Origin of the sequence: Blastococcus sp. CT_GayMR19, from assembly GCF_004570385.1 — a bacterium.
In the GTDB taxonomy this organism is placed as follows: Bacteria; Actinomycetota; Actinomycetes; order Mycobacteriales; family Geodermatophilaceae; genus Blastococcus_B.
The window spans coordinates 1-20987 of the sequence record NZ_SPQL01000004.1 but is presented as its reverse complement, the minus strand read 5'-3'; the positions used below and the strand labels follow the sequence as shown (position 1 = coordinate 20987).

Sequence of the window (20987 nt, the reverse complement as noted above, 5' to 3'; positions counted from 1 at the left end):
GATCTCCTCCTCCACACGGGGCACGGCGGGTCCGACGAGCATCCTTCCGATTCCCGGTGACGAACAGTGGGTTCCGCCGGGTTCGGGTGGCGACGAGCGGGAAATGTCGCTCAGCTCAGCGGGCTCCTCGGCAGCAGGCGGTCGCTGATGATCCGCTTCTGGATCTCGCTGGTGCCCTCGAAGATCGTGGTCAGGCGAGCGTCCCGCCAGTGCCGCTCCACCTGCCGCTCGGTGGTGTAGCCGTTCCCGCCGTGCAGCTGCATGGCCTGGTTGGTCACCCGCACGGACATCTCGGTGGCCTCGAGCTTGACCATCGACGCCTCCTTCTCGCAGGGGACGCCGAGGTCGAGCAGGTGGGCGACCTGGCGGTAGAAGGCGCGCGACTGCTCGATCTGCGCGGCCATCTCCGCCACGTTGAACCGCAGCGCCTGGAAGTCGCCGATCGGATGGCCGAACTGCTCGCGCTCCTGCAGGTAGAGGATCGAGTCCTCGAGCGCGGCGCGGGCCAGGCCGACGGCGCGGGCGGCGGTGTGCACCCGCGCGGTGTTGAGGAACTTCTGCGCCTCGGCGAAGCCCGCCCGCGCGGCGGCGTCCCCCACCTCGTCGCTGGCCGACGCCTCGTCGATGACGTTGTCCCTCGGGATCCGGACGCCGTCGAACCTGAGGTCCCAGGTCAGGAAGCCGTGATAGCCGACCTTGTCGATCGGGTAGCCGGACAACCCCTCCGGGAACTCGCCGCGCTTCTTCTCCAGCAGCAGGTTCACCAGGCCCTTCGACCGCGACTCGCCCTCCTCGGGATCACGCTCGCGGACCAGCACCTGGATGAAGTCGGCGGCCTTGGCGTTGCCGCACCAGCGCTTCCGGCCGGTGACCACCCACTCGTCCCCGTCGAGGACGGCGCGGGTGGTCACGCCCGCCAGGTCGGAGCCGGCGTCGGGCTCGGACAGCGCGATCGCACCGATCCACTCGCCGCGGGCGCTGCGGGTCAGCAGCTCCGTCCTCCGGTCGGCGTCGGGCACCGCCGTCCCCAGGCCCTGGGAGCGGGCCAGGATGCTGGCCGTCGACATCCACGCGCGGGCGAGCTCCTCGCTGACCATGCAGTACTCGAAGACGCCGTGGCCGAGGCCGCCCTGCGCGGCCGGCACGGTGATGCCGAACCAGCCGAGCTCCGCCAGCCGGTCCAGCAGGGACGCCGGGATCTCGCCCTTCTGCGGGTCGAGCTCGTTGGCGACGGGCAGCACCTCGTCCATCGCGAACCGGCGGGCCTGGAACTGGAGTTCCTCCCGCTCGGGGGTGTGCCACGGGGGCAGCAGCTCCGGCGGCTTCGGCTGCCACGTCTCTGAGGCGGTCTCGTTCTCGCGCGACGTCATCGTCGGTGGTCACTCCTCGGCGCTGCGGATGATCCCGTTCACCTTGGGGGCTCCCCGCTCCCCCCGCACACCGCGCCATCCCTCCGCGTGACCAGCCGCACGCCCGCTTCCGGTACCGGAAGCGGGCCGGTCCGGCCGCGCTTTCGGTACCGGAAGCGGGATCAGCGGGTGGCGCGGTCCCGGGCGAGGGCGATGTAGTGCTCGACCGCGGACGCGTCGTCCACCGCGCCGATGTTGACCGCCTTCGCCGGGTCGACGCCCTGGAACAGCCGCTTCAGCGGCACCTCCAGCCGCTTGCCGGTCCGGGTGTGCGGCACGCCTGGGACGGCGATGATCTCGTCGGGCACGTGCCGCGGTGAGGCCTGCGTCCGGATGGCCGCCTTCAGGTCGGCCTGCAGCTCGTCGGTGAGCTCCTCCCCCGGCGCCAGCTGCACGAACAGCGGCATCCAGTAGCCGCCGTCGGGCTGCTCGACGCCGAGGACGACGCAGTCCACGACGGCCGGGATCGACTCGACGGCCGCGTAGATGTCCGCCGTCCCCATCCGGACGCCGCCGCGGTTCAGCGTGGAGTCCGACCGCCCGGTGATGAGGCACGTCCCCCGAGGAGTGATCTCCAGCCAGTCGCCGTGCCGCCACACGCCGGGCCACGGCTCGAAGTAGGCCTCGCGGTAGCGCGTGCCGTCGGGGTCGTTCCAGAAGTACAGCGGCATCGACGGCATCGGCTCGGTGATCACGAGCTCGCCGAGCTCCCCGATGACCGGTTCGCCGTCCTCGTTCCAGGACGCCGCCGCGACGGCGAGCATCGGCCGCTGCAGCTCGCCCACCGTCACCGGCAGCAGGGGCGTGCTGCCGATGAACCCGGTGGCGACGTCGGTGCCCCCGGACAGCGAGCCGAGGAAGAGGTCGCGGCCGACCGCGTCGTAGACCCAGCGGAAGGTCGACGACGGCAGCGGCGACCCGGTCACGCCGACCATCCGCACCGCGGACAGGTCGTGCCGCTCGCCCGGTCGCTCGCCGGCCTTCTCGCACGCCCCGAGGTAGCCGGGGCTCGTGCCGAAGAACGTCATGCCCGTGCGGGCGGCGAGGGTGAAGAGGGCGTCGACGGATGGGTAGGTGGGTGCGCCGTCGTAGACCACCACCGTGGCGCCGACGAGCAGCGCCGAGGCGGAGATGTTCCACATGATCCAGGCGGTCGAGGCGTACCAGAAGAACCGGTCCCCCACGCCCAGGTCCATGTGCAGCGTCGACTGCTTGTGCTGCTCGAGCACCACGCCGCCGTGCCCGTGCACGATCCCCTTGGGCAGTCCCGTCGTCCCGGACGAGTAGACGATCCACAGCGGGTGGTCGAAGGGCAGCGGGGTGAACTCCGGCTCCTGCTCGTCGCGCACCGCCTCCGCCCACGGCACGGAGTCGCCGGGCAGCTCGTCCGGGAACAGCCGGGGGACGGCGATCGTCGTCCGGACGCTGGGCATCGCGGCGCGCAGCTCGGCGACGACGTCCCGGCGGTCGTACTCCTTGCCGTTGAAGCGGTACCCGTCGACGGCGACCAGGACGGTCGGCTCGATCTGGACGAACCGGTCGAGCACCGCCCGGGTGCCGAAGTCGGGCGCGCAGGAGGACCACACCGCCCCGATCGAGGCGGCGCCGAGGAACGCGACGATCGCCTCGGGCACGTTCGGCAGGTAGCCCGCGACCCGGTCACCGGGCCGGACGCCGAGCCGCCGGAGCGTGGCGGCGAACGCGCCGACCTGCCCGCGCAGCGACGCCCACGAGATCTCCACCGGGTCGCCGTCCTCGGCCACGGCGATCAGCGCCGGGTGCTCACGGGTCTCGTGCCGCAGCGCCTGCTCGGCGAAGTTCAGCGTCGTCCCCGGGAACCACTCGGCGCCCGGCATCTCGCGGCGGGTCAGCACCCGGTCGTCGGGGACGCCGGGCAGCACGCCGGACCAGCCGGCGACGTCGGCCCAGAACTCCGCCAGGTGCTCCACCGACCAGCGCCACACCGCGTCGTAGTCGACGGGGTCCCCGAAGGAGATCCCGCGCTTCTCCGTCACCCAGGCGGCGAACTCCGCGAGGCGGGTCGCGCCGATGGTGTCGGGGGTCGGGCGCCAGAGGACGTCGGGCGAGGTCTGTTCGGCGTTCACGGGCGCACGATGCCATCCTGGGGCCGCGCCGGCCACGGTGCCTCCGATCCATGCCGCCCGAGGAGCATCCGTGCAGCCCGAGCCCGCCGACGAGCGCAACGTGCTGGGCGGCCCGCTGGAGCCCTGCGGCGTCGACCCGGTCACCGGCTTCTACCGCGACGGGCACTGCACGAGCGGGCCGGAGGACCTGGGCAGCCACACCGTCTGCTCCGTCGTCTCCGCGGAGTTCCTCGCGCTGCAGCGGGAACTCGGCAACGACCTCGTCACCCCGCGCCCGGAATACGGCTTCCCCGGCCTGAAGCCGGGCGACCGCTGGTGCGTCGTCGCGATCCGGTGGTTGCAGGCCTACCAGGCCGGGACGGCGACCGGCGTCGTGCTGGCCGCCACCAACGCCCGCGCGCTGGACATCGTGCCGCTCGAGGCCCTGCGGCAGCACGCCGTCGACGTCCCGGACGACGTGAGCGGCCTGGAATGAATCGTCCGGAATGAACGACGGCGACGCGACGCTGCCGCCCGCATGAGCGACCTCCTCCAATTGCCGGTCACCACGCTGCAGGGCGAGCCGACGACGCTCGGCGCCCTGACCGCCGGGAGGACCGCCCTCGTGGTGAACGTCGCCAGCCGCTGCGGGCTGACCCCGCAGTACGGTGCGCTCGAGGCGCTGCACGAGGAGTACGCGGGCCGCGGCTTCACCGTGGTCGGCGTGCCGTGCAACCAGTTCGCGGGCCAGGAGCCCGGCACGGCGGAGGAGATCGCCGAGTTCTGCTCGGCCACGTACGGCGTCACCTTCCCGATGACGGGCAAGGTCGACGTCAACGGCGCCGACGCCCACCCGGTGTTCCGGCAGCTCACCGAGGCGCCCGACGCCGCCGGGGAGGCCGGGCCGGTCCAGTGGAACTTCGAGAAGTGGCTCGTCGCGCCCGACGGTGCCGTCGCCGCCCGCTTCCGGCCGAACGTCGCGCCCGACGCCCCCGAGGTGCGCAGCGCGGTCGAGGCGCTCCTGCCCCGGTGACCTCCGGCGCCTAGCGTGGGGCGCATGGCCGACCTGCACTTCTACTTCGACCCGGTCTGTCCCTTCGCCTGGATGACCAGCAAGTGGGTCCGGCAGGTCGCCGAGCAGCGGGACTACGACGTCGAGTGGCGCTTCATCTCGCTGCGCCTCGTGAACGCCGACGTCGACTACGGCGCCCACTTCCCGGCCGACTACGAGGCGGGGCACACCGCGGGGCTCCGGCTGCTCCGGGTCGCCGCCCGCGTGCGGGACATGCGCGGCGACGAGGCGGTCGGTCGGCTGTACGAGGCGCTCGGCCGCTACATCTTCGAGGTCGACGAGCCGCCCGGGCGGGCCGACCGCGGCACGCGGGAGTTCGTCGAGCCGATCCTCGCCGAGATCGGCCTGCCCTCCGACCTGGCCGACGCGCTCGACGACGAGAGCGCCGACGCGCAGATCCGCGCCGAGACCGAGGAGGCGCTGGCCCTGACCGGCAAGGACGTCGGGACGCCGATCCTGCACTTCCGGCCCGCCGACGGCGGCATCGCCTTCTTCGGCCCCGTGATCAGCCGGCTGCCCAGCAAGGAGGAGTCGGTCGAGCTCTGGGAGCACGTCGTCGCGCTGGCCTCGTTCCCCGGGTTCGCCGAGCTCAAGCGGAGCATGCGCGAGCGTCCCCAGCTGCCGGCGTTCGGTGTCCGGCCGGGCGAGACGGGCCGGCAGGAGGACTGGCACGGCGGGAGCCGCCGCCTCAAGAAGTAGCCGCCACGAGCGGCCCCAGGGGCCACAAGCGTGCTTCTGGCCCTAGCTGGACAGGGCGGCGGGGGTCTCCGGGAGCGGGGTGGGCACCGGGGTGGCGCGCGCCGTCTGCGCCAGGACGATGCCGGTGAGGACGACGAGCCCACCCGCGACCTGCCACCCGCTGAGCACCTGCTCGAGCCAGAGCCAGGCGACGATCGAGGCGAACACGGGCTCCACGGTCGCGACGAGGCCGGCGGTGGTCGGCGCGAGGTGCGACAGCGCGGCGATCGACAGCCAGAACGGCACGATCGCCCCGAGGACGACGATCCAGCCGACCAGGACGCCGAGCGGCAGCTCGACCGACCCGACCGAGATCGGCACCCCCTCGGCCAGCAGCCCTGCGTCGAACTCCCACCAGGGCGCCACGACCGACCAGAACACCGCCGCCGCCACGAAGCTCCAGCAGGTGAGCGTGACCGGGTCGCGGGTGACCGAGCCCCGCTCGCCGAGCAGGTAGTACGAGGCCAGGCAGAGCGCCGCCAGCAGCGCCGCCACGACCCCGACCGCGTCGAGCGAGCCGCCGCCCTGCCAGACCTCGGCCACCAGCACCAGCCCCGACAGCGACAGCAGCAGCGCCGCCCAGAGCCGGCTGCGCACCTTCTCGTGCCGCACCAGCCACACGTAGAGGGCGATGAACACCGGGGCGGTCATCTCGAAGACCAGCGCGATGCCGACCGGCATGCGCCCGATCGCCACGTAGTAGAGGAACTGGGTCAGCGCCACGCCGACCACGCCGAAGACGGCGAGGAACGGGACCTCGCGCCAGGTGATCCGCAGCCTGCCCGGGGCCATCACGGCCAGGACCAGGACCAGGACCAGCGCGGCCCCGGTGCAGCGCAGCGCGGTCAGCCGGATCGGGCCCATGCCGTCGATACCGGCCTGCAGCACCAGCGTGGAGACCGTGCCGTTGACCGCGAAGAAGGCGGCCGCCGCCAGGGTGAGGGCGTAGCCGAGCGGGGGGTGGGCGACGCGGGGCACATCGGCAATGTAGTCCCCGTCCCGCGTCGAGCCACCTACCGGTCGGCGCGAGCGGATACGCCGTCCGCCGGCCTGCTCCCCCGCTCGACAGCGACCTCGTCAGCCGGGGATCCGGATCACTACTCTTCTGTTCCCGGGAACAGAAGAGACGGCGGGATCGGTGGATGAGCACGACCGAGCAGGACGTCAACGCGCACGCCGCCCCGACGGGCGCGGACGCAACCAGGAACCTCTGGCTGCACTTCGCCCGGATGGGGAACTACACCGAGAACCCCCCGCCGGTCATCGTCCGCGGGGAGGGCGCCCGCATCTACGACGACCGCGGCCGGAGCTACCTCGACGGGCTGGCCGGACTGTTCGTCGTCCAGGTCGGGCACGGACGCCGCGTGCTGGCCGAGGCCGCCGCCCGCCAGGCCGAGCAGCTGGCCTTCTTCCCGCTGTGGTCCTACGCGCACCCCGCGGCCATCGAGCTGTCCCAGCGGCTGGCGGCCGCCGCACCGGGCGACCTCAACCGGGTCTTCTTCACCACCGGCGGCAGCGAGGCCGTCGAGACCGCGTGGAAGGTGGCCAAGCAGTACTTCAAGCTGGTGGGCAAGCCGCTGAAGACCAAGGTCATCAGCCGGGCGGTCTCCTACCACGGCACGACCCAGGGGGCCCTGGCCATCACCGGGGTCCCGGTGCTCAAGCAGGCCTTCGAGCCGCTGGTCCCCGGCACGTTCCGGGTGCCCAACACCAACCTCTACCGCGCGCCGGTCTTCGCAGACGACCCGAAGGCCTTCGGCCGGTGGGCGGCCGACCAGATCGAGCAGCAGATCCTCGTCGAGGGTCCGGACACGGTGGCCGCCGTCTTCCTCGAGCCGGTGCAGAACGCCGGCGGCTGCTTCCCGCCGCCGCCCGGCTACTTCGACCGCGTGCGGGAGATCTGCGACCGGCACGACGTCCTGCTGGTCAGCGACGAGGTCATCTGCGCCTTCGGCCGGCTGGGGACGACGTTCGGCTGCGAGAAGTTCGGCTACGTGCCCGACCTGATCACCTGCGCCAAGGGCGTGACGTCGGGCTACTCGCCGATGGGCGCGATGATCGCCTCCGACCGCGTGATGGAGCCGTTCCTCCGGGGGACGACGAGCTTCGCGCACGGCTACACGTTCGGCGGCCACCCGGTGAGCTCCGCCGTCGCCCTGGCCAACCTGGACCTGTTCGAGGAGGAGGGCCTCAACCAGCACGTCCTGGAGACCGAGGGCGCGTTCCGGTCGACCCTCGAGCGGCTGCTGGACCTGCCCATCGTCGGCGACGTCCGCGGCGACGGCTACTTCCTCGCGCTCGAGCTGGTCAAGGACAAGGCCACCAAGGAGACCTTCGACGCCGCGGAGCGCGAGCGCCTGCTGCGGGGCCGTCTCGCCGGTGCGCTGTTCGAGGCCGGCCTCTACTGCCGGCCGGACGACCGGGGCGACTCGGTGATCCACCTCGCGCCCCCGCTGATCTGCGGGCAGGCCGAGTTCGACGAGATGGAGCAGATCCTCCGCGACGTGCTCACGGACACCTGGGCGAAGCTGTAGCGATCCCTCCGCCCTGACGAGCGGGCCCGCCACGCCGCGCCGGGCGTGGACCACGCGGCGCCGGGGCACAGCGAGACGGTGGAGAACCGGGTGCCGTGGTCCGGCCGTCGCCGGAAGACCCTGCTCGGGCTCGGTGCGGGGGCCCTCGTCCTGGGCCTGGCCGCGCTCCTGCTGCCCGACGAGTACGGCGCCACGTCCGCGGTCCTCGCCGCCCTGTGCGCGTTCCTCTTCGTCACCGCGCTCGTGGTCTTCGTCGCCGTCCCCGGCCCCGGCACGCTCGAGACGCTCTCGCGGTCGGTGCCGCTGGCCGGGGCGGTGCTGGTGGTCGCCGTCCTCCTGCTGCTGTCGACGGATGCCGGGCTCCGCTGGCTCTGGGTGCTCATCGCCGTGGCTGCGGCCGCCTGGACCGCGTGGGCCGTCTGGCAGACCCGGCGATCGGAGCCCTGACCCGGACGACAGACTGCGGGGCATGGATCTGCCCCGGGCCCTGTACGTGCCCACCGACGACGGCTACGAGGCGACCGCCCTGACCATCGGCCCCTGGGATCCCGGCTTGCAGCATGCGGGGCCACCGGCCGCGCTGCTGGCCCGGGAGGTGGAGCGGACCGGGGGCATCGAGGGCGGGCAGGCCGTCCGGCTGGCCTACGACATCCTCGGCCCTGTGCCGGTCGGACCGGTCACCGTGCGGGCGTCCGTCGTCCGGCCCGGCCGGCGCATCGAGCTGGTGGAGGCCGTCCTGTCCGGCGCCGACGAGCGGCCGCTGATGCGGCTGACGGCGTGGCGCATGCGGGTCCGGGAGGACGGCGTCGTCCCCCCGCCCGCTGTGGCGGCGCACCCGGCACCGGCGGGGCCGGAGGAGAGCCGGCAGGAGGACGCCGGGTTCTTCGCCACCGACGTCGCCTACCACCGGGCGCTCGACTGGCGGTTCGCCGCCGGCAGCTTCAACTCCCCGGGCCCGGCGACGGCCTGGACCAGCCCCCGCTGCGAGCTGGTCGAGGGCGAGCCGATCACCGCGCTGGAGCACCTGCTGGTCATGACCGACGCGGCCAGCGGGATCTCCGCAGCGCTCGACTGGACCCGCGCGACGTTCGCCAACGTCGACCTCACCGTCGCCCTGCACCGGCCGCCCCGCGGCGACTGGCTGGGCATGGACGCGACCACGGTCCTCGGCGACACCGGCGCCGGCCAGTGCTTCGCCGTCCTCTTCGACGCCGAGGGACCCGTGGGCCGCTCCGCCCAGGCGCTGTTCGTCGAACCCCGCTGAGCCGACCTGCTGGTTTGGCATCCCGCCGCCGAGCCAGCATGGTGGGACGAACGTCCGCAGCGCCCCGGCAACCGGAAGACAGGTGACATGAGCCCGATGCGAGAACTGGTGGACTGGCTGTCCAGCCGAGGGCTGGAGGTCGTCCTCATCGTCCTGGGCTCCATCCTGCTGGCGCGCTTCGTGGCCTGGGTGGGCCGGCGCATCACCGACCGCATCGACAACCGCTTCACCGGCGGCGACGTGCTGGTGCGCTCCGAGGCGGCCAAGCACCGGCACTCGCTCACCCAGGTGCTCACCTGGGCCGCGATCGTGCTCATCTACTCGATCTCGGTGTTCTTCGTCCTCGACCGGCTCGGCGTCCCGGTGACCGGCCTGGTGGCGCCGGCGACGGTCCTCGGCGTCGGCCTCGGCTTCGGCGCGCAGCGGATCGTCGGCGACGTGCTGGCCGGGTTCTTCATCATCACCGAGCGGCAGTACGGGTTCGGCGACGTCGTCTCGATCAGCGTCACCGGGGCACCCGAGCCCGCCAGCGGGACGGTCGAGGACGTGACACTGCGGGTCACGCGGATGCGGTCGTCCAACGGGGAGGTGGTCACCATCCCCAACGGGGCCATCTCCAAGGTGGTGAACCTGTCCCGCGACTGGGCCCGGGCCGTCGTCGACGTGCCGATCCCGACCAGCGTGGACGTCAACCTGGTCAACGACATCCTCCGCGACGTCGGCCGGGACGCGTTCCGCGACCCGGACCTGCGGCCGCTGCTGCTCGACCCGCCCAGCGTCATGGGCGTGGAGAGCCTCGACCTCGAGCAGGTGAACGTGCGCATGGTGGCCCGCACGCTGCCGGGCAAGCAGTTCGAGGTCGGCCGTGACCTCCGGGCCCGGGTCGTGCTGGCGTTCCGCTCCGAGGGCATCAACGTGCCGCCCCCGACGGCCGTCGACGGCGTCGCCAGCGGCGAGGTCGCGCACGGAGGGAACCGATGACCGAGCCCACCGCCGAGCAGCCGCAGGTCACCGCCACGGTCAGCCCCGCAACCCCGCCGCGCTCCCGCTGGGACGCGATCCCGCACCACCTGGGGCGGGCCCGGACGTCCACGGTCATCCTGTCGCTGCTGTTCCTGGCGGTCGGCGCCCTCTGGCTGAACATCCGCCCGGACCCCGTCGCCCCTGCCACGACCGGGACCGGGACCGGCGCCGTCGTCGAGCAGCCGAGCGCGCCCACGACGGCGGCACCGACGGTCCCCGAGCCGACGACCGAACCGGTGCCGACGACGACGTCCGAGGCGCCGACCACGTCCGAGGGCGCGACGACGTCGAGCTCCGCGGTGACCACCCCGCCGGAGACGAGCACCCGCTTCCCGTCGCCCACCACGGAGCCGACGACGTCGCTCCCCGTCCCCACCAGCACGCCGACCGGCTGACCTGCGTGTGACGACCGGGCGGGTTGCGTCCTAGAATCCCGACTGGCTCCTGAGAGGCAGCGCGAAGCACCTGGCTGGCTGCCCGGCAACCTCTACTCCGTCTGAGGTGCTCCAGGGGAAGAGCCGGCTCCCACGGCGCCCGCCGTGGGGGCAAGGACGGAGTTCCTGCGCGCCGTAGGTCTCCGCGAGTGAAGAGGAGACGGCGCATGACCGACCCCGCAGCATGGAGCTTCGAGACCCGGCAGATCCACGCCGGCACGAGCCCCGACCCCACCACCGGCGCCCGCGCGCTGCCGATCTACGCCACGACCGCCTACCAGTTCCGCGACAGCAAGCACGCCGCCGACCTGTTCGCCCTGGCGGAGATGGGCAACATCTACACGCGGATCATGAACCCGACCCAGGACGCGCTCGAGCAGCGCGTGGCGTCCCTGGAGGGCGGCGTCGCGGCGCTGGCGGTGTCCAGCGGCCAGTCCGCGACGACGCTGGCGCTGCTGAACATCGCCGAGGCCGGTGACCACGTCGTCGCCTCGGCCTCGCTGTACGGCGGCACCTACAACCTGCTGCACCACTCGCTGCCCAAGCTCGGCATCACGGTCTCCTTCGTCGAGAACCCCGACGACCCGGAGAACTGGCAGTCGCTGGTGCAGGACAACACCAAGGCCTTCTTCGCCGAGACGATCGGCAACCCGAAGGGCGACGTCCTCGACATCGAGGCCGTGGCCGGGGCGGCCCACCGCAACGGCGTCCCGCTGATCGTCGACAACACCATCGCCACGCCGTACCTGATCCGGCCTTTCGAGTTCGGCGCCGACGTCGTCGTGCACTCGGCGACCAAGTACCTCGGCGGGCACGGGACGGCGATCGCCGGTCTGATCGTGGACGGCGGCGGCTTCGACTGGCGCAGCGGCAAGTTCCCGGGCTTCACCACGCCCGACCCGACCTACAACGGCGTGGTCTACGCCGACCTCGGTGCGCCGGCCTACGCGCTGAAGGCCCGGGTGCAGCTGCTCCGCGACCTCGGGCCGGCGATCTCCCCGTTCAACGCCTTCCTCGTCGTCCAGGGCATCGAGACGCTGTCGCTGCGGCTGGAGCGGCACGTGGCCAACGCCCAGCGGGTGGCGGAGTGGCTGGAGGCCCACGACGAGGTGGACCGGGTGAACTACCCGGGCCTGGCCTCGTCCCCCTGGCACGCGGCGCAGCAGAAGTACGCGCCCAAGGGCGCGGGGGCCGTGCTCACCTTCGAGCTGCACGGCGGCAAGGAGGCCGGCCAGAAGTTCGTCGAGGCGCTGGAGCTGCACAGCCACGTGGCCAACATCGGCGACGTGCGCAGCCTGGTGATCCACCCGGCCTCGACCACCCACTCGCAGCTGACGCCGGAGGAGCAGCTCACCACCGGCGTCACGCCCGGTCTGGTGCGCCTCGCGGTCGGGCTCGAGGGGATCGAGGACATCCTGGCGGACCTGGAGGCGGGCTTCCGCGCCGCCAAGAGCGCCTGACGATGGGCGGGTGGGTCGAGGGGGATCCGGTCGGGAACCGGGTCTTCCTCGACCTGCCCGCCTTCCGGCCCGAGCGCGGCGGGGTCCTGCCGTCGGTCCGGGTCGCCTACGAGACGTGGGGAACGCTCGCGGCCGACGGCTCGAACGCGGTACTGGTGGAGCACGCGCTCACCGGGGACAGCCACGTCGTCGGCCCGGCCGGCCCCGGGCACGCGACGGCGGGATGGTGGGACGGGCTGATCGGGCCGGGCGCGCCCCTGGACACCGGCCGCTTCTTCGTCGTCTGCGCCAACGTGCTCGGCGGCTGCCAGGGGACGACGGGACCGTCGACCCTCGCCCCGGACGACGGCCCCTGGGGTTCGCGGTTCCCGGAGGTGACCGTCGGTGACCAGGTCCGGGTAGAGGCGGCTGTCGCCGACGCCCTCGGCATCTCGCGCTGGGCGTGCGTGGTGGGCGGCTCGATGGGCGGCATGCGGGCGCTGGAGTGGGCGGTCGCGATGCCCGACCGGGTGGCGACGCTGTTCTTCCTGGCCTCCGGCGCCGTCGCGAGCGCCGACCAGATCGGCACCCAGACGACGCAGCAGACGGCGATCCGGGCCGATCCGCGCTGGGCCGGTGGCGATTTCGACCGCGCCGACCCGCCGGTCGACGGTCTCGGCATCGCCCGCCGGATCGCGCACCTGACCTACCGGAGCGCCTTCGAGCTGGGCGAGCGGTTCGGCACCGTCGTCCAGGACGACGGTCGCTACGCCGTCTCCTCCTACCTCGACCACCACGCCCACAAGCTGGCCCGCCGGTTCGACGCCGGCAGCTACGTGCTGCTCACCGAGGCGATGAACAGCTGGGACGTCGGCCGCGGGCGGGGCGGCGTCGAGGCGGCGCTGGCCACGGTGACGGCGCGCGCGGTCGTGGCCGGCGTCGACTCCGACCGGCTGTACCCGATCGAGCAGCAGCGGCAGGTCGCCGATGCCCTCGGCGTCCCGCTGCACGTGATCGCGTCGCCGTACGGCCACGACGGCTTCCTCATCGAGACCGAGGCGGTCGGCCGCCTGCTGCGCGGCCTGCTCGACGGGAGTTGATCATCGACGGGTGGCTGCCCCCGCCGGCGTGGCGATCAGCCAGGTGCCGATGATCGACTCGGCCCGAGCCCTACATGTCGTCGCCGGGCACCAGGCCGGCCGGGGGCAGCGGACGGCGCACGATCGGGCGGACCCGCCGCGCCGACGCCAGCCGGTCGAAGTAGCTCGCCGCATTCCCGCGGATGTGGGCGAGGTCGTCGTCGGTCGCCTGACGCACGACGCGGGCCGGGATGCCCGCGATCACCGAGCCGGCCGGGAACTGCTTGCCCTGGGTGACGACGGCGCCGGCGGCCACGATCGAGCCCGAGCCGATGTGCGCGCCGTTCATCACGACGCTGCCCATGCCGACGAGGACGTCGTCGTCGATCCGCGCCCCGTGCAGGACCACGCGGTGCCCGACGGTCACGCCCCGCCCGAGCACCAGCGGGAAGCCGGGATCGGAGTGCAGCGTGCAGCCGTCCTGCACGTTGGTGTCCTCGCCGATCTCGATGGTCTCCATGTCCGCCCGGGCGACGGCGGAGTACCAGATGCTCGAGCGGGACCGCATGGTCACCGCCCCGACGACGACCGCGGTGGGCGCGACGAAGGCGTTGTCGTCGATCTTCGGGCTGCCGAAATCGAGCTCGGCGATGTAGTTGTTCTCGGCCACGCAGTCCTCCTCGTACGCACGTTTCCGCGCAGTCTGGCAGGCCGACGCCCCGTCCGGGGACCTAGTTCGTGATCTCCGCGAGCGCTCGCGGAACCTCGGCGGGCAGCTCCCGGGCGAGGAAGCCGAGCCGGCCCACGGAGGAGGACAGGCGCTCCCCCGTCCGGCCGTGCAGGTAGGCGGCCCAGACGGCGGCCTGGGCCGGGTCGGCCCCGCGGGCGAGCAGGCCCGCGGTGATCCCGGCGCGGACGTCCCCCGAGCCCGAGACGCCGAGGCCGGCACCCCCGCTGTCGTCCTGCCAGAGCCGGTCGTCGGGGGCGGCGATCCACGACCGTGCCCCGCCGAGCCCGACCACCGCCTGGGCGCGGTGCGCCAGTTCCACCGCGGCGCCGGCGGGGTCGTCCTCGATCTCGCTCTCGTCGACGTGCAGGCAGTAGGCGATCTCGGTCGGGTTCGGCGTCAGGACGACGTTGCCGCCGAGATGCCCCACGCAGGTGTCGTCGGCGGTGACCGCGGCGAGTGCGAGGGCGTCCAGCGCGACCGGACCCCCCAGCCCGGGCAGCAGGCGCTCCCCGAACGCCTGGGTCTCCTCCTTGTCGGCCATCCCGGGGCCGATCAGCACGGCGTCGGCCGCCTCCGCGAGCTCGCGCACCGTGTCGGCGGCCGCCGCCGCGATGGCGCCGCCGTCGGTCTCCGGCAGCGCCCGCACGAGGGCCTCCGGCAGGGTCTGCGCGGCGAAGCCGGCCATCGACCCGACCGTCGCCACCTGGAGCTTCCCCGCCCCCGCACGCATGGCCGCCTCGGCCGCGAGCAGCACGGCACCGAGGGTCTCGGTGCTGCCACCGATCACCAAAACCGAGCCGCGCGCGTTCTTGCCCCCCTCCGGCTCCGGCAGCTGCCAGGCGCGCAGCACCTCCGGGGTGACAATGGTGGGGTCAGGGCGGTGCTTCTCATGGGCCGGGCGCGGCATCGGGCTCCCTCGTGACGTCCTCGGCCTCGGCGACGATGTGCTCGACCTCGTTGAAGGAGATCAGCTCGAAGCCGCCGTCGTCGGTGCGCTCGTAGCGGGTGAGCGACGCGTTCGCGACCTGCTCCTCCTTGTCGATCGTCAGCAGCTCCTGCTCGGTGAGGTTCTCGAGGACGTACCGGAACACCATGATCACGGCCTGGTGGGCGACGACGACCAGCCGCTCGCAGTCGTGCCGCAGGCCCTCGGTCGCCAGCAGGCTGCGGATCCGCAGAGCGACGTCGGCCCAGCTCTCCCCGCCCGGCGGCCGGTAGTAGAACTTCCCGAGCAGATCGCGGCGCTCGGCCTCCTCGGGGTACTGCTCCCGGATGCCGGCGCCCGTCATCCGGTCGAAGGCGCCGAAGTCGCGCTCCCGCAGCCGCTCGTCGGTGCGCACGCGAAGGCCGAGATTCTCGGTCGCGAGCTGGGCCGTGGTCAGCGCCCGGTTGAACGGCGAGCTGAGCGCGGCAGTCGGCCGCTCGTCCTCGGGCAGGTCCGCGAGCCACTTGCCCAGCGCCTCGGCCTGCGAACGGCCGGTGTCGGACAGCTCGACGTCGGGGTCGCGGACGTCGAGCTTCAGCCGCCCGGCGCCGGACTTCTGCGCCTGCGCATCGGCGACGTTGCCCATGCTCTCGCCGTGGCGCACCAGCCAGATGACCGACGGACCAGGTTGCCGCTCGCCCACGTGCCACTCCCGCCGTCGGGGCCGCCCGGTGCGGCCGTCCCGGACGCCGGTAGCCCCTGCGCGCCCTCGCGAAACCGCCAGGCCCTGGACGGGCGAGCCGCGCGCTGCCCAGGATGGCGCCGTGACCCTGCCGACCGACCTGCCCGTGCTGTCCTTTCCCGACCAGGCCGCGTTCGAGGCGTGGCTCGAGGCCGAGGGCGCGACGGCGCCCGGCGTGTACGTGAAGCTGGCCAAGAAGGGCGCCGGGGTGCCCTCGGTGACCTACGCCGAGGTGGTGGAGTCGGCGTTGTGCTTCGGCTGGATCGACGGGCGGTCGAACCGGCTGGACGACCGCTTCTACCTGCAGCGGATGACGCCGCGGCGGGCGAAGAGCGTGTGGTCGCAGAAGAACGTGAACGCCGTCGAGGCGCTGACGCTCGCCGGCCGGATGCGTCCCGCCGGCCTGGCGGCGGTGGAGGCGGCCCGGGCCGACGGCCGCTGGGAGCGCGCCTACGCCGGCTCGGCGACGATCACAGTGCCCGACGACCTCGCGGCAGCGCTGGCCGCCGAGTCCGCCGCGCAGAAGGAGTTCGATGCGCTGGACGGCGCCAACCGCTACGCCGTCCTCTGGCGGGTGCACACCGCGAACAACCCCGCCCTGCGGGCCAAGCGGATCGCCGGCCTCGTGCAGATGCTCGCGGAAGGCCGCCGCATCCACTGACTTCTGACAGTGCCCACGGGTGCACCGTTGCGATCCGTTGGTTCAGCACCGCTCGATTTGCAGGACGAAATGCTGCCAACTTGAGCTCTGAGCTTGAGGCTTAGTAGCCACACCGAGATCGCGTACATTTTCCGCGATACTCACCGAATCACCGACAACGTAATCCCTCGTGGGGGCACCACCACGCGCTGGCCGCAGCGCCCGACGCAGAGCCTCCTTAGCGTTTCGAATGGTCCCGACCCGCTTCCCCGCATAAGAGTCCAATCGCCGCCACTTGGAGTTAACCTTCGCCACGGCATCTGGAAACAAAAACCACCAAGTCTCCAGTTCCCAAGCCGGAACCACCGCAATTACGGGCGCGCTCAAGCCGGAGTATGTCTGTTCAATTCTTTTCGCTAGAGACTCGTGTGCGGGCTCTACATCATCGGCGTCCTCGCTGATCACTACGCATGCGACGGGCTCTTTGACGTTCATACCTCGCACAAGAGGTCCGAGCCTGTCCGCTCGGGCCCGCCGCTTCGCTTCGGATAAATCCTTTATCAGAGTCAGGGGCTCTCGGAGGGGCTTGAGAGTCCGCTTCGCCAGCTCCGGACGCAGCGCAAGCATGAGCGAACGCAAAGCCGACCTGTCGTTGGCGTCCTCGCCAAAGATAAGGATTTGGCCACTCAAGACTCCGGCACCCCGCCCAATGCGCCAGTGAACCAGAGCTCGCCCAGGCCTAGTTCTCCTTCCATCGCCGCCTCCATCTCCCGGACCAACGCGGGGTCGATGGCGGGGATGCGCGAAGACCCGTCGGTGTCGCGTTCGCAGACAACCAGTTCGTGAGCTGATAGCCGATTTACTAGTGGTGGCGAGTGCGTCGCCACGACTAGTTGTGTCCGGCGTGAGGCCTCGCGCAACAGCTCGACGAGCCGGTCGAGAACGTGAGGATGCAGCCCATGGTCGATCTCTTCGATGCATGTCAGTTTTGGCGGGTTGGGGTCATATAGCAGTGCCAACAGTGCCAGGCTTCGAACAGATCCATAGGATGCATCAGCCAGGTCGGTTAGACCATCCAAGCCTTGTTCGCGGAGTCGCAATACTGTTGCTGCACGAGAACCGCCGATATCCTCGAAGACTAGCTCGATCAGGCCAGGAATAAATGCTTGAGCATCCTTCTCGAGACTGGCGAACGCGCTGGGATGCTTCTCGGAGAGGAATCGAAGAAACGGTGCAAGGTTCGTTCCGTCGTCCGCGAGCACTTCAGACCGAATGTCCTGGCTCGGACGCCTTACGCCTTCGACGTCAACATCGAAGACCCGGAAGCTCGCGAAAAGGCTCCCCAGGGCTTCCACCTGCTCGCCACCTTCCTCTGGACCAAGGCGGGGCAGTGTGGCGAGGCCAAGACTGTCAGGACGGACGCTCGTGGTGCGCTCCTGAGCAGCACGCTTAGGCTCGTCACCCTTGTAGAACGAGATACGACGACCACTGACCGTAATCCTCCGACCTGGCCCAGTTGTCCGCTTGAATAGAAAGGACTCCGAGCGCCGCAAGACCTGCGCTCCGCGAGATCCGGATCGCTGGCTCAGCGTGCCGACGTCAAACTCCAGAGAGTAGTTATCGGTAGCTCGCTCGTTGCTGTTCTTGGTGACGGCAGCCTCTACCTGCAAGACGACTTTCGAGCCAGTGCTCTTTCGATTCCCTCTGAATCGAATTTGATCGAACCCTCCACGGGCCACGATCGCTGGAGCCAGATCCTCCCGTACTGCATCCCCCAGGAACGCGAAGATATCGAGCAGGTTAGATTTGCCGGCACCGTTGGGACCGACTAGCACATTTAGCGCGCTTAGTCGCAGATCGACATCCTTCAGGCTACGAAAGTTCTTGGCTGCAACTCGCAACAGGAACGGGGGTTGGCGGACGGGCATGTAGAAAGACTAACGCCGGACTTGGGTTCAGCGGGCGGAGGCTGCCAAGTCACCCTCTACCGGGCGAGTTCGCGGAAAGGCAAGAAGAGCAGTTCGGTTGCAAACGGCGCGCCATGGTCATGCCTGGCTAGGATCCCCCGCGCGCTGTCATCATGTCGCTGTTGGCGCCGTCTCAACTCGCGGCGACGCTCGGCCGCTCGCGCCAGAAGGTGGCGTCGCGGTGCCGCCACCACAGCATCAGCAGGACACCGGCCGCCAGCACGCCCAGGCCGATCACCAGCGGCGGCCCCACGCCCAGCCACGCCTGCCCGGTGTAGGAGTTCGCCGGGTCCGCGAGGTCGCGCACGGAGAGCACCAGCAGCCAGAGCAGGAGACCCGCGCCGACCACGGGCCCGACGCCGAGCAGCAGCAGGTCGCGCACGCTGCGGGTCAGCCGCCGCCGGAAGTACACCGCGCACGCGATGCCGGTCAGCGAGTAGTAGAGCGCGATCAGCAGGGACAGCCCGGTGATCGAGTCGTACAGCGCGTTCTCGCTGACCAGCCCCACCCCCAGGTACCAGGCGATGCCCACGCCCGCGACCCACCAGGTGGACACGTCGGGGGTGCGGCGCCGGGGATCGATCGCGGCGAACCGGCGGGGCAGCGCGGCGCGGCGGGCCATCGACAGCGCGGTCCGTGAGGCGGGGATGATCGTCGTCTGCGTGGAGGCGACCGCGGAGGTGGCGACCGCCAGCAGGACCACCCAGTCCCAGCCGCCCATCGCCGAGGTGGACAGCAGCGCGAAGACCGCCTCCTCCTCGTCGGCGTTGCCGGCCAGCCACTCCGTGCCCGCGAAGGAGACGACCGCCGTGGCGACGGCGAGGTAGGTGAGCAGCAGGACGACCGTGGAGAGCACCGCGGCCCGGCCGGGTGCGCGACGCGAGTCGGCGGTCTCCTCGGTGAGGTTGACCGCCGACTCCCAGCCCCAGTACGCGAACACCCCGAGCAGCAGGCCGCCGGTCAGCGCCGCCCCGCCGGCGCCGAAGGGATCCAGCCAGTCCCAGGAAGGGGAGAGCCCGCCGAACGGGCTGGTCCCCCCGATCCCCCGGGTGAGAGCGACGGCGGCGAAGACGGCCAGCGCGAGGGTCTGGGCCACGATGAGCCCGTTCTGGAGCCTGGCGGAGAGCTCCGTCCCGAGCACGCAGACGGCGGCCATGGTCAGGATGAGCGCCACCGTGAGCGCCGGGACGACGACCGGCGACTCGTCCCAGCCGTCCAGGCCCACCGCCAGCAGGGTGAACCGGACGCCCACCTCGGCCAGCGACCCCAGCACGAGGACGCCGGTCATCGTGATCGCCCACCCGCCGATCCACCCGGCCCAGGGCCCCAGCGCCCGGGTGACCCAGGAGAACGTCGTCCCGCAGTCGGGGTCGGTGCGGTTGAGCGCGGCGAACGCCCCGGCGATGAGCAGCATCGGCACGAACGAGGCCAGCAGGACACCCGGCGCGTGCACGCCGACCAGGGCCACGATCGGGCCGAGCACCGCGGCCAGGGAGTAGGCCGGTGACGTCGACGCCAGGCCGATGACCAGCGCGTCGCCGAAGCCGACGGCGTCCGGCCAGAGGGTCGCCTCAGGCGGGTGTTCGACGGACGTGCCCGCGGCGCTCACCCGGACGGTTCTGCCAGCCGGGGAGCCGAAGAGCAAGTTCGCCGGTCAGCGCGGCGTCAGCCGGTGATGCGCTTGGCGAACCGGTAGCCCCGCTGGTCCACGCTGGTGACGGCGACGGGCTGTCCGAAGGTGCGGGCGTGGACGATCATCCCGTTGCCGATGTAGAGGGCCACGTGACTGATCGGCGTGTAGTAGAAGACGAGGTCGCCGGGCTGCAGGTCCGAGCGGGCGACCTCGACGCCGAGCTGGGACTGCGCCGCGCTCGAGTGCGGCAGCGAGACACCCGCGGCCGCGTAGGCGTAGGACGTCAGCCCCGAGCAGTCGAACCCGTTGGGCCCGGAGGAGCCCCACACGTACGGATCGCCGACCTGGCCGAGGCCGGTCCGCACCGCTACCCCGGCGGCCTCGCTGGGCGCGAGCGGCAGGCTGCTCGTCGACGGGGTGCGGAGCGTGGGGCCGGCCAGCGCGGCGGTGACGGTCGCCTGCTCGGCCTCCGTCAGCCGCGCGAAGTCGGCCTCGTACTCGGTGACCTTCTTCTGGACCTCGGCCTGCTGTGCCTCGAGCTGGTCGAGGGCCGCCTGAGCCTGTGCGGCGGCCTGGTCGGCCACGGCCTGCGCCTCCGCCGCCACCGCCTGGGCCGCGGCGACGTCGCCGATCACGGTGTTGGTGTAGTGGGCGATCATGTCCAGCGTCAACATCTGCTGGACGAGGTCGTCGGCCGACTCGCTGGTGAGGAACGCGGCCACGCCGGTCTGGGTCTGGCCCTTGAAGCCGCTCTGCGCGATGGCCCGCAGCTGGGGCTCGTAGACGGCGAGCGCGGCGTTCGCGGCGGCGGCCTGCCCGGCCGCGGCGGTCGCCGTGTCCTGCAATCCGGCGACGGTGACCTGGGCCGCGTGCACCTGCTCGTCGATGACGGTCAGTTCCTGGGCCGCCTGCTGCACCAGCCGGGACGCCTCCGCGGCGTCCGCGGGAGTGGCGCCGGCGGTCGAGGGGGCCAGCAGTCCGGAACAGGTCACGACCATGGCCAGACCCAGGACGCTGCCCAGGATCTGGACGCGCGGACGGCGCCGGGTGGTCGTGCGCTGGGAATGCACCGTCGGCCTCCGTCTAGCTGCGCCGAGACCCGGGAAGTGGGCCTCAACCATGCGCTTGGGTACGGACGGTAGGGATCCGATATCGACAAGTAGTGGACGGCGCGCTGGTCAGAGTCTGCGGTGCCGCAACGCGTGTCACATGCGACCCAGGAGACTTCATGCGCCACGCGGGTTGCGTTCCCCACGCTCAGAATTGCCCGGGCG

The 20987-nt window shown here is 71.8% G+C and carries 20 protein-coding genes and 1 riboswitch; of the genes, 11 read left to right on the top strand and 9 right to left on the bottom strand.

The window, feature by feature from the left end; genetic code table 11:
- Window positions 1–110 precede the first annotated feature (110 nt).
- Window positions 111–1370 (bottom strand): acyl-CoA dehydrogenase family protein, encoded by a 1260-nt coding sequence (locus E4P39_RS06965; RefSeq protein ID WP_135135686.1) that lies wholly within the window; start codon window positions 1368–1370, stop codon window positions 111–113.
- Window positions 1371–1531: 161 nt separating this feature from the next.
- Window positions 1532–3514, bottom strand: a complete 1983-nt coding sequence (locus E4P39_RS06960; protein ID WP_135135685.1) for an acetoacetate--CoA ligase — start codon at window positions 3512–3514, stop codon at window positions 1532–1534.
- 70 nt (window positions 3515–3584) lie between these two features.
- On the opposite strand from E4P39_RS06960, the gene E4P39_RS06955 reads away from it, so the two are divergent.
- From E4P39_RS06955 to E4P39_RS06945, 3 genes are read left to right on the top strand one after another with little or no spacing between them, the layout of a single operon-like run.
- Window positions 3585–3989 carry a DUF2237 domain-containing protein gene (locus tag E4P39_RS06955; RefSeq protein ID WP_245159687.1) on the top strand — a complete coding sequence of 135 codons (405 nt, stop codon included), beginning with the start codon at window positions 3585–3587 and terminating at the stop codon, window positions 3987–3989.
- A gap of 42 nt (window positions 3990–4031) precedes the next feature.
- The gene (locus E4P39_RS06950; RefSeq protein WP_135135683.1) at window positions 4032–4526 is read left to right on the top strand and encodes a glutathione peroxidase; all 495 of its coding nucleotides are present in this window, start codon (window positions 4032–4034) and stop codon (window positions 4524–4526) included.
- A 24-nt stretch (window positions 4527–4550) separates the two neighbouring features.
- Complete coding sequence (locus tag E4P39_RS06945) at window positions 4551–5264, top strand: hypothetical protein (RefSeq protein WP_135135682.1); 714 nt, start codon at window positions 4551–4553, stop codon at window positions 5262–5264.
- Window positions 5265–5306: 42 nt separating this feature from the next.
- Here E4P39_RS06945 and E4P39_RS06940 read toward each other — a convergent pair whose 3' ends face one another.
- Window positions 5307–6281, bottom strand: coding sequence for an EamA family transporter (locus tag E4P39_RS06940; protein ID WP_135135681.1), 975 nt, complete (start codon window positions 6279–6281; stop codon window positions 5307–5309).
- 164 nt (window positions 6282–6445) lie between these two features.
- On the opposite strand from E4P39_RS06940, the gene E4P39_RS06935 reads away from it, so the two are divergent.
- From E4P39_RS06935 to E4P39_RS06905, 7 genes are all read left to right on the top strand, one after another.
- Window positions 6446–7837, top strand: a complete 1392-nt coding sequence (locus E4P39_RS06935) for an aspartate aminotransferase family protein (protein WP_135135680.1) — start codon at window positions 6446–6448, stop codon at window positions 7835–7837.
- 45 nt (window positions 7838–7882) lie between these two features.
- Window positions 7883–8284 carry a hypothetical protein gene (locus E4P39_RS06930; protein ID WP_135135679.1) on the top strand — a complete coding sequence of 134 codons (402 nt, stop codon included), beginning with the start codon at window positions 7883–7885 and terminating at the stop codon, window positions 8282–8284.
- A 22-nt stretch (window positions 8285–8306) separates the two neighbouring features.
- Window positions 8307–9101, top strand: a complete 795-nt coding sequence (locus E4P39_RS06925; protein WP_135135678.1) for a thioesterase family protein — start codon at window positions 8307–8309, stop codon at window positions 9099–9101.
- Between the two features lie 87 nt (window positions 9102–9188).
- On the top strand, window positions 9189–10082 hold the full coding sequence (locus E4P39_RS06920) for a mechanosensitive ion channel family protein (RefSeq protein WP_135135677.1): 894 nt from the start codon (window positions 9189–9191) through the stop codon (window positions 10080–10082).
- Window positions 10079–10519: a hypothetical protein gene (locus E4P39_RS06915; RefSeq protein ID WP_135135676.1), complete on the top strand. Its 441-nt coding sequence runs from the start codon at window positions 10079–10081 to the stop codon at window positions 10517–10519. Before E4P39_RS06920 ends, E4P39_RS06915 begins: the two co-directional genes overlap by 4 nt.
- Before the next feature lie 45 nt (window positions 10520–10564).
- Window positions 10565–10682: riboswitch (SAM riboswitch) on the top strand.
- A 43-nt stretch (window positions 10683–10725) separates the two neighbouring features.
- Window positions 10726–12018: a bifunctional o-acetylhomoserine/o-acetylserine sulfhydrylase gene (locus E4P39_RS06910; protein ID WP_135135675.1), complete on the top strand. Its 1293-nt coding sequence runs from the start codon at window positions 10726–10728 to the stop codon at window positions 12016–12018.
- Between the two features lie 2 nt (window positions 12019–12020).
- A complete protein-coding gene (locus tag E4P39_RS06905) occupies window positions 12021–13097 on the top strand; it encodes a homoserine O-acetyltransferase (protein ID WP_135135674.1) in 1077 nt (358 codons plus the stop codon).
- A 70-nt stretch (window positions 13098–13167) separates the two neighbouring features.
- Here the strand turns inward: E4P39_RS06905 and E4P39_RS06900 are convergent, their stop codons facing one another.
- The 3 genes from E4P39_RS06900 to E4P39_RS06890 form a co-directional block, all read right to left on the bottom strand.
- Entirely contained in the window at window positions 13168–13746 is a 579-nt protein-coding gene (locus E4P39_RS06900) for a gamma carbonic anhydrase family protein (protein ID WP_135135673.1), read from the bottom strand.
- 61 nt (window positions 13747–13807) lie between these two features.
- On the bottom strand, window positions 13808–14713 hold the full coding sequence (locus tag E4P39_RS06895) for an NAD(P)H-hydrate dehydratase (RefSeq protein WP_135135672.1): 906 nt from the start codon (window positions 14711–14713) through the stop codon (window positions 13808–13810).
- Window positions 14694–15434, bottom strand: coding sequence for a histidine phosphatase family protein (locus E4P39_RS06890; protein WP_245159686.1), 741 nt, complete (start codon window positions 15432–15434; stop codon window positions 14694–14696). The genes E4P39_RS06895 and E4P39_RS06890 overlap by 20 nt, the downstream gene beginning before the upstream one ends.
- Before the next feature lie 121 nt (window positions 15435–15555).
- On the opposite strand from E4P39_RS06890, the gene E4P39_RS06885 reads away from it, so the two are divergent.
- Entirely contained in the window at window positions 15556–16134 is a 579-nt protein-coding gene (locus E4P39_RS06885) for a YdeI/OmpD-associated family protein (RefSeq protein WP_209306405.1), read from the top strand.
- A 665-nt stretch (window positions 16135–16799) separates the two neighbouring features.
- Here E4P39_RS06885 and E4P39_RS06880 read toward each other — a convergent pair.
- The 3 genes from E4P39_RS06880 to E4P39_RS06870 form a co-directional block, all read right to left on the bottom strand.
- Complete coding sequence (locus tag E4P39_RS06880; RefSeq protein ID WP_135135671.1) at window positions 16800–18041, bottom strand: AAA family ATPase; 1242 nt, start codon at window positions 18039–18041, stop codon at window positions 16800–16802.
- Window positions 18042–18213: 172 nt separating this feature from the next.
- Window positions 18214–19689: an APC family permease gene (locus E4P39_RS06875; RefSeq protein WP_135135670.1), complete on the bottom strand. Its 1476-nt coding sequence runs from the start codon at window positions 19687–19689 to the stop codon at window positions 18214–18216.
- 56 nt (window positions 19690–19745) lie between these two features.
- Window positions 19746–20783, bottom strand: a complete 1038-nt coding sequence (locus tag E4P39_RS06870) for a C40 family peptidase (protein ID WP_245159685.1) — start codon at window positions 20781–20783, stop codon at window positions 19746–19748.
- Window positions 20784–20987 lie beyond the last annotated feature (204 nt).

Bases quoted from the DNA above. Each gene is read 5' to 3' on its own strand.
- E4P39_RS06925 (WP_135135678.1), top strand. From the start codon at position 8,307: ATGGATCTGCCCCGGGCCCTGTACGTGCCCACCGACGACGGCTACGAG.
- E4P39_RS06945 (WP_135135682.1), top strand. From the start codon at position 4,551: ATGGCCGACCTGCACTTCTACTTCGACCCGGTCTGTCCCTTCGCCTGG.
- E4P39_RS06910 (WP_135135675.1), top strand. From the start codon at position 10,726: ATGACCGACCCCGCAGCATGGAGCTTCGAGACCCGGCAGATCCACGCC.
- E4P39_RS06905 (WP_135135674.1), top strand. From the start codon at position 12,021: ATGGGCGGGTGGGTCGAGGGGGATCCGGTCGGGAACCGGGTCTTCCTC.
- E4P39_RS06965 (WP_135135686.1), bottom strand. From the start codon at position 1,370: ATGACGTCGCGCGAGAACGAGACCGCCTCAGAGACGTGGCAGCCGAAG.
- E4P39_RS06895 (WP_135135672.1), bottom strand. From the start codon at position 14,713: ATGCCGCGCCCGGCCCATGAGAAGCACCGCCCTGACCCCACCATTGTC.
- E4P39_RS06935 (WP_135135680.1), top strand. From the start codon at position 6,446: ATGAGCACGACCGAGCAGGACGTCAACGCGCACGCCGCCCCGACGGGC.
- E4P39_RS06920 (WP_135135677.1), top strand. From the start codon at position 9,189: ATGAGCCCGATGCGAGAACTGGTGGACTGGCTGTCCAGCCGAGGGCTG.
- E4P39_RS06915 (WP_135135676.1), top strand. From the start codon at position 10,079: ATGACCGAGCCCACCGCCGAGCAGCCGCAGGTCACCGCCACGGTCAGC.
- E4P39_RS06950 (WP_135135683.1), top strand. From the start codon at position 4,032: ATGAGCGACCTCCTCCAATTGCCGGTCACCACGCTGCAGGGCGAGCCG.
- E4P39_RS06880 (WP_135135671.1), bottom strand. From the start codon at position 18,041: ATGCCCGTCCGCCAACCCCCGTTCCTGTTGCGAGTTGCAGCCAAGAAC.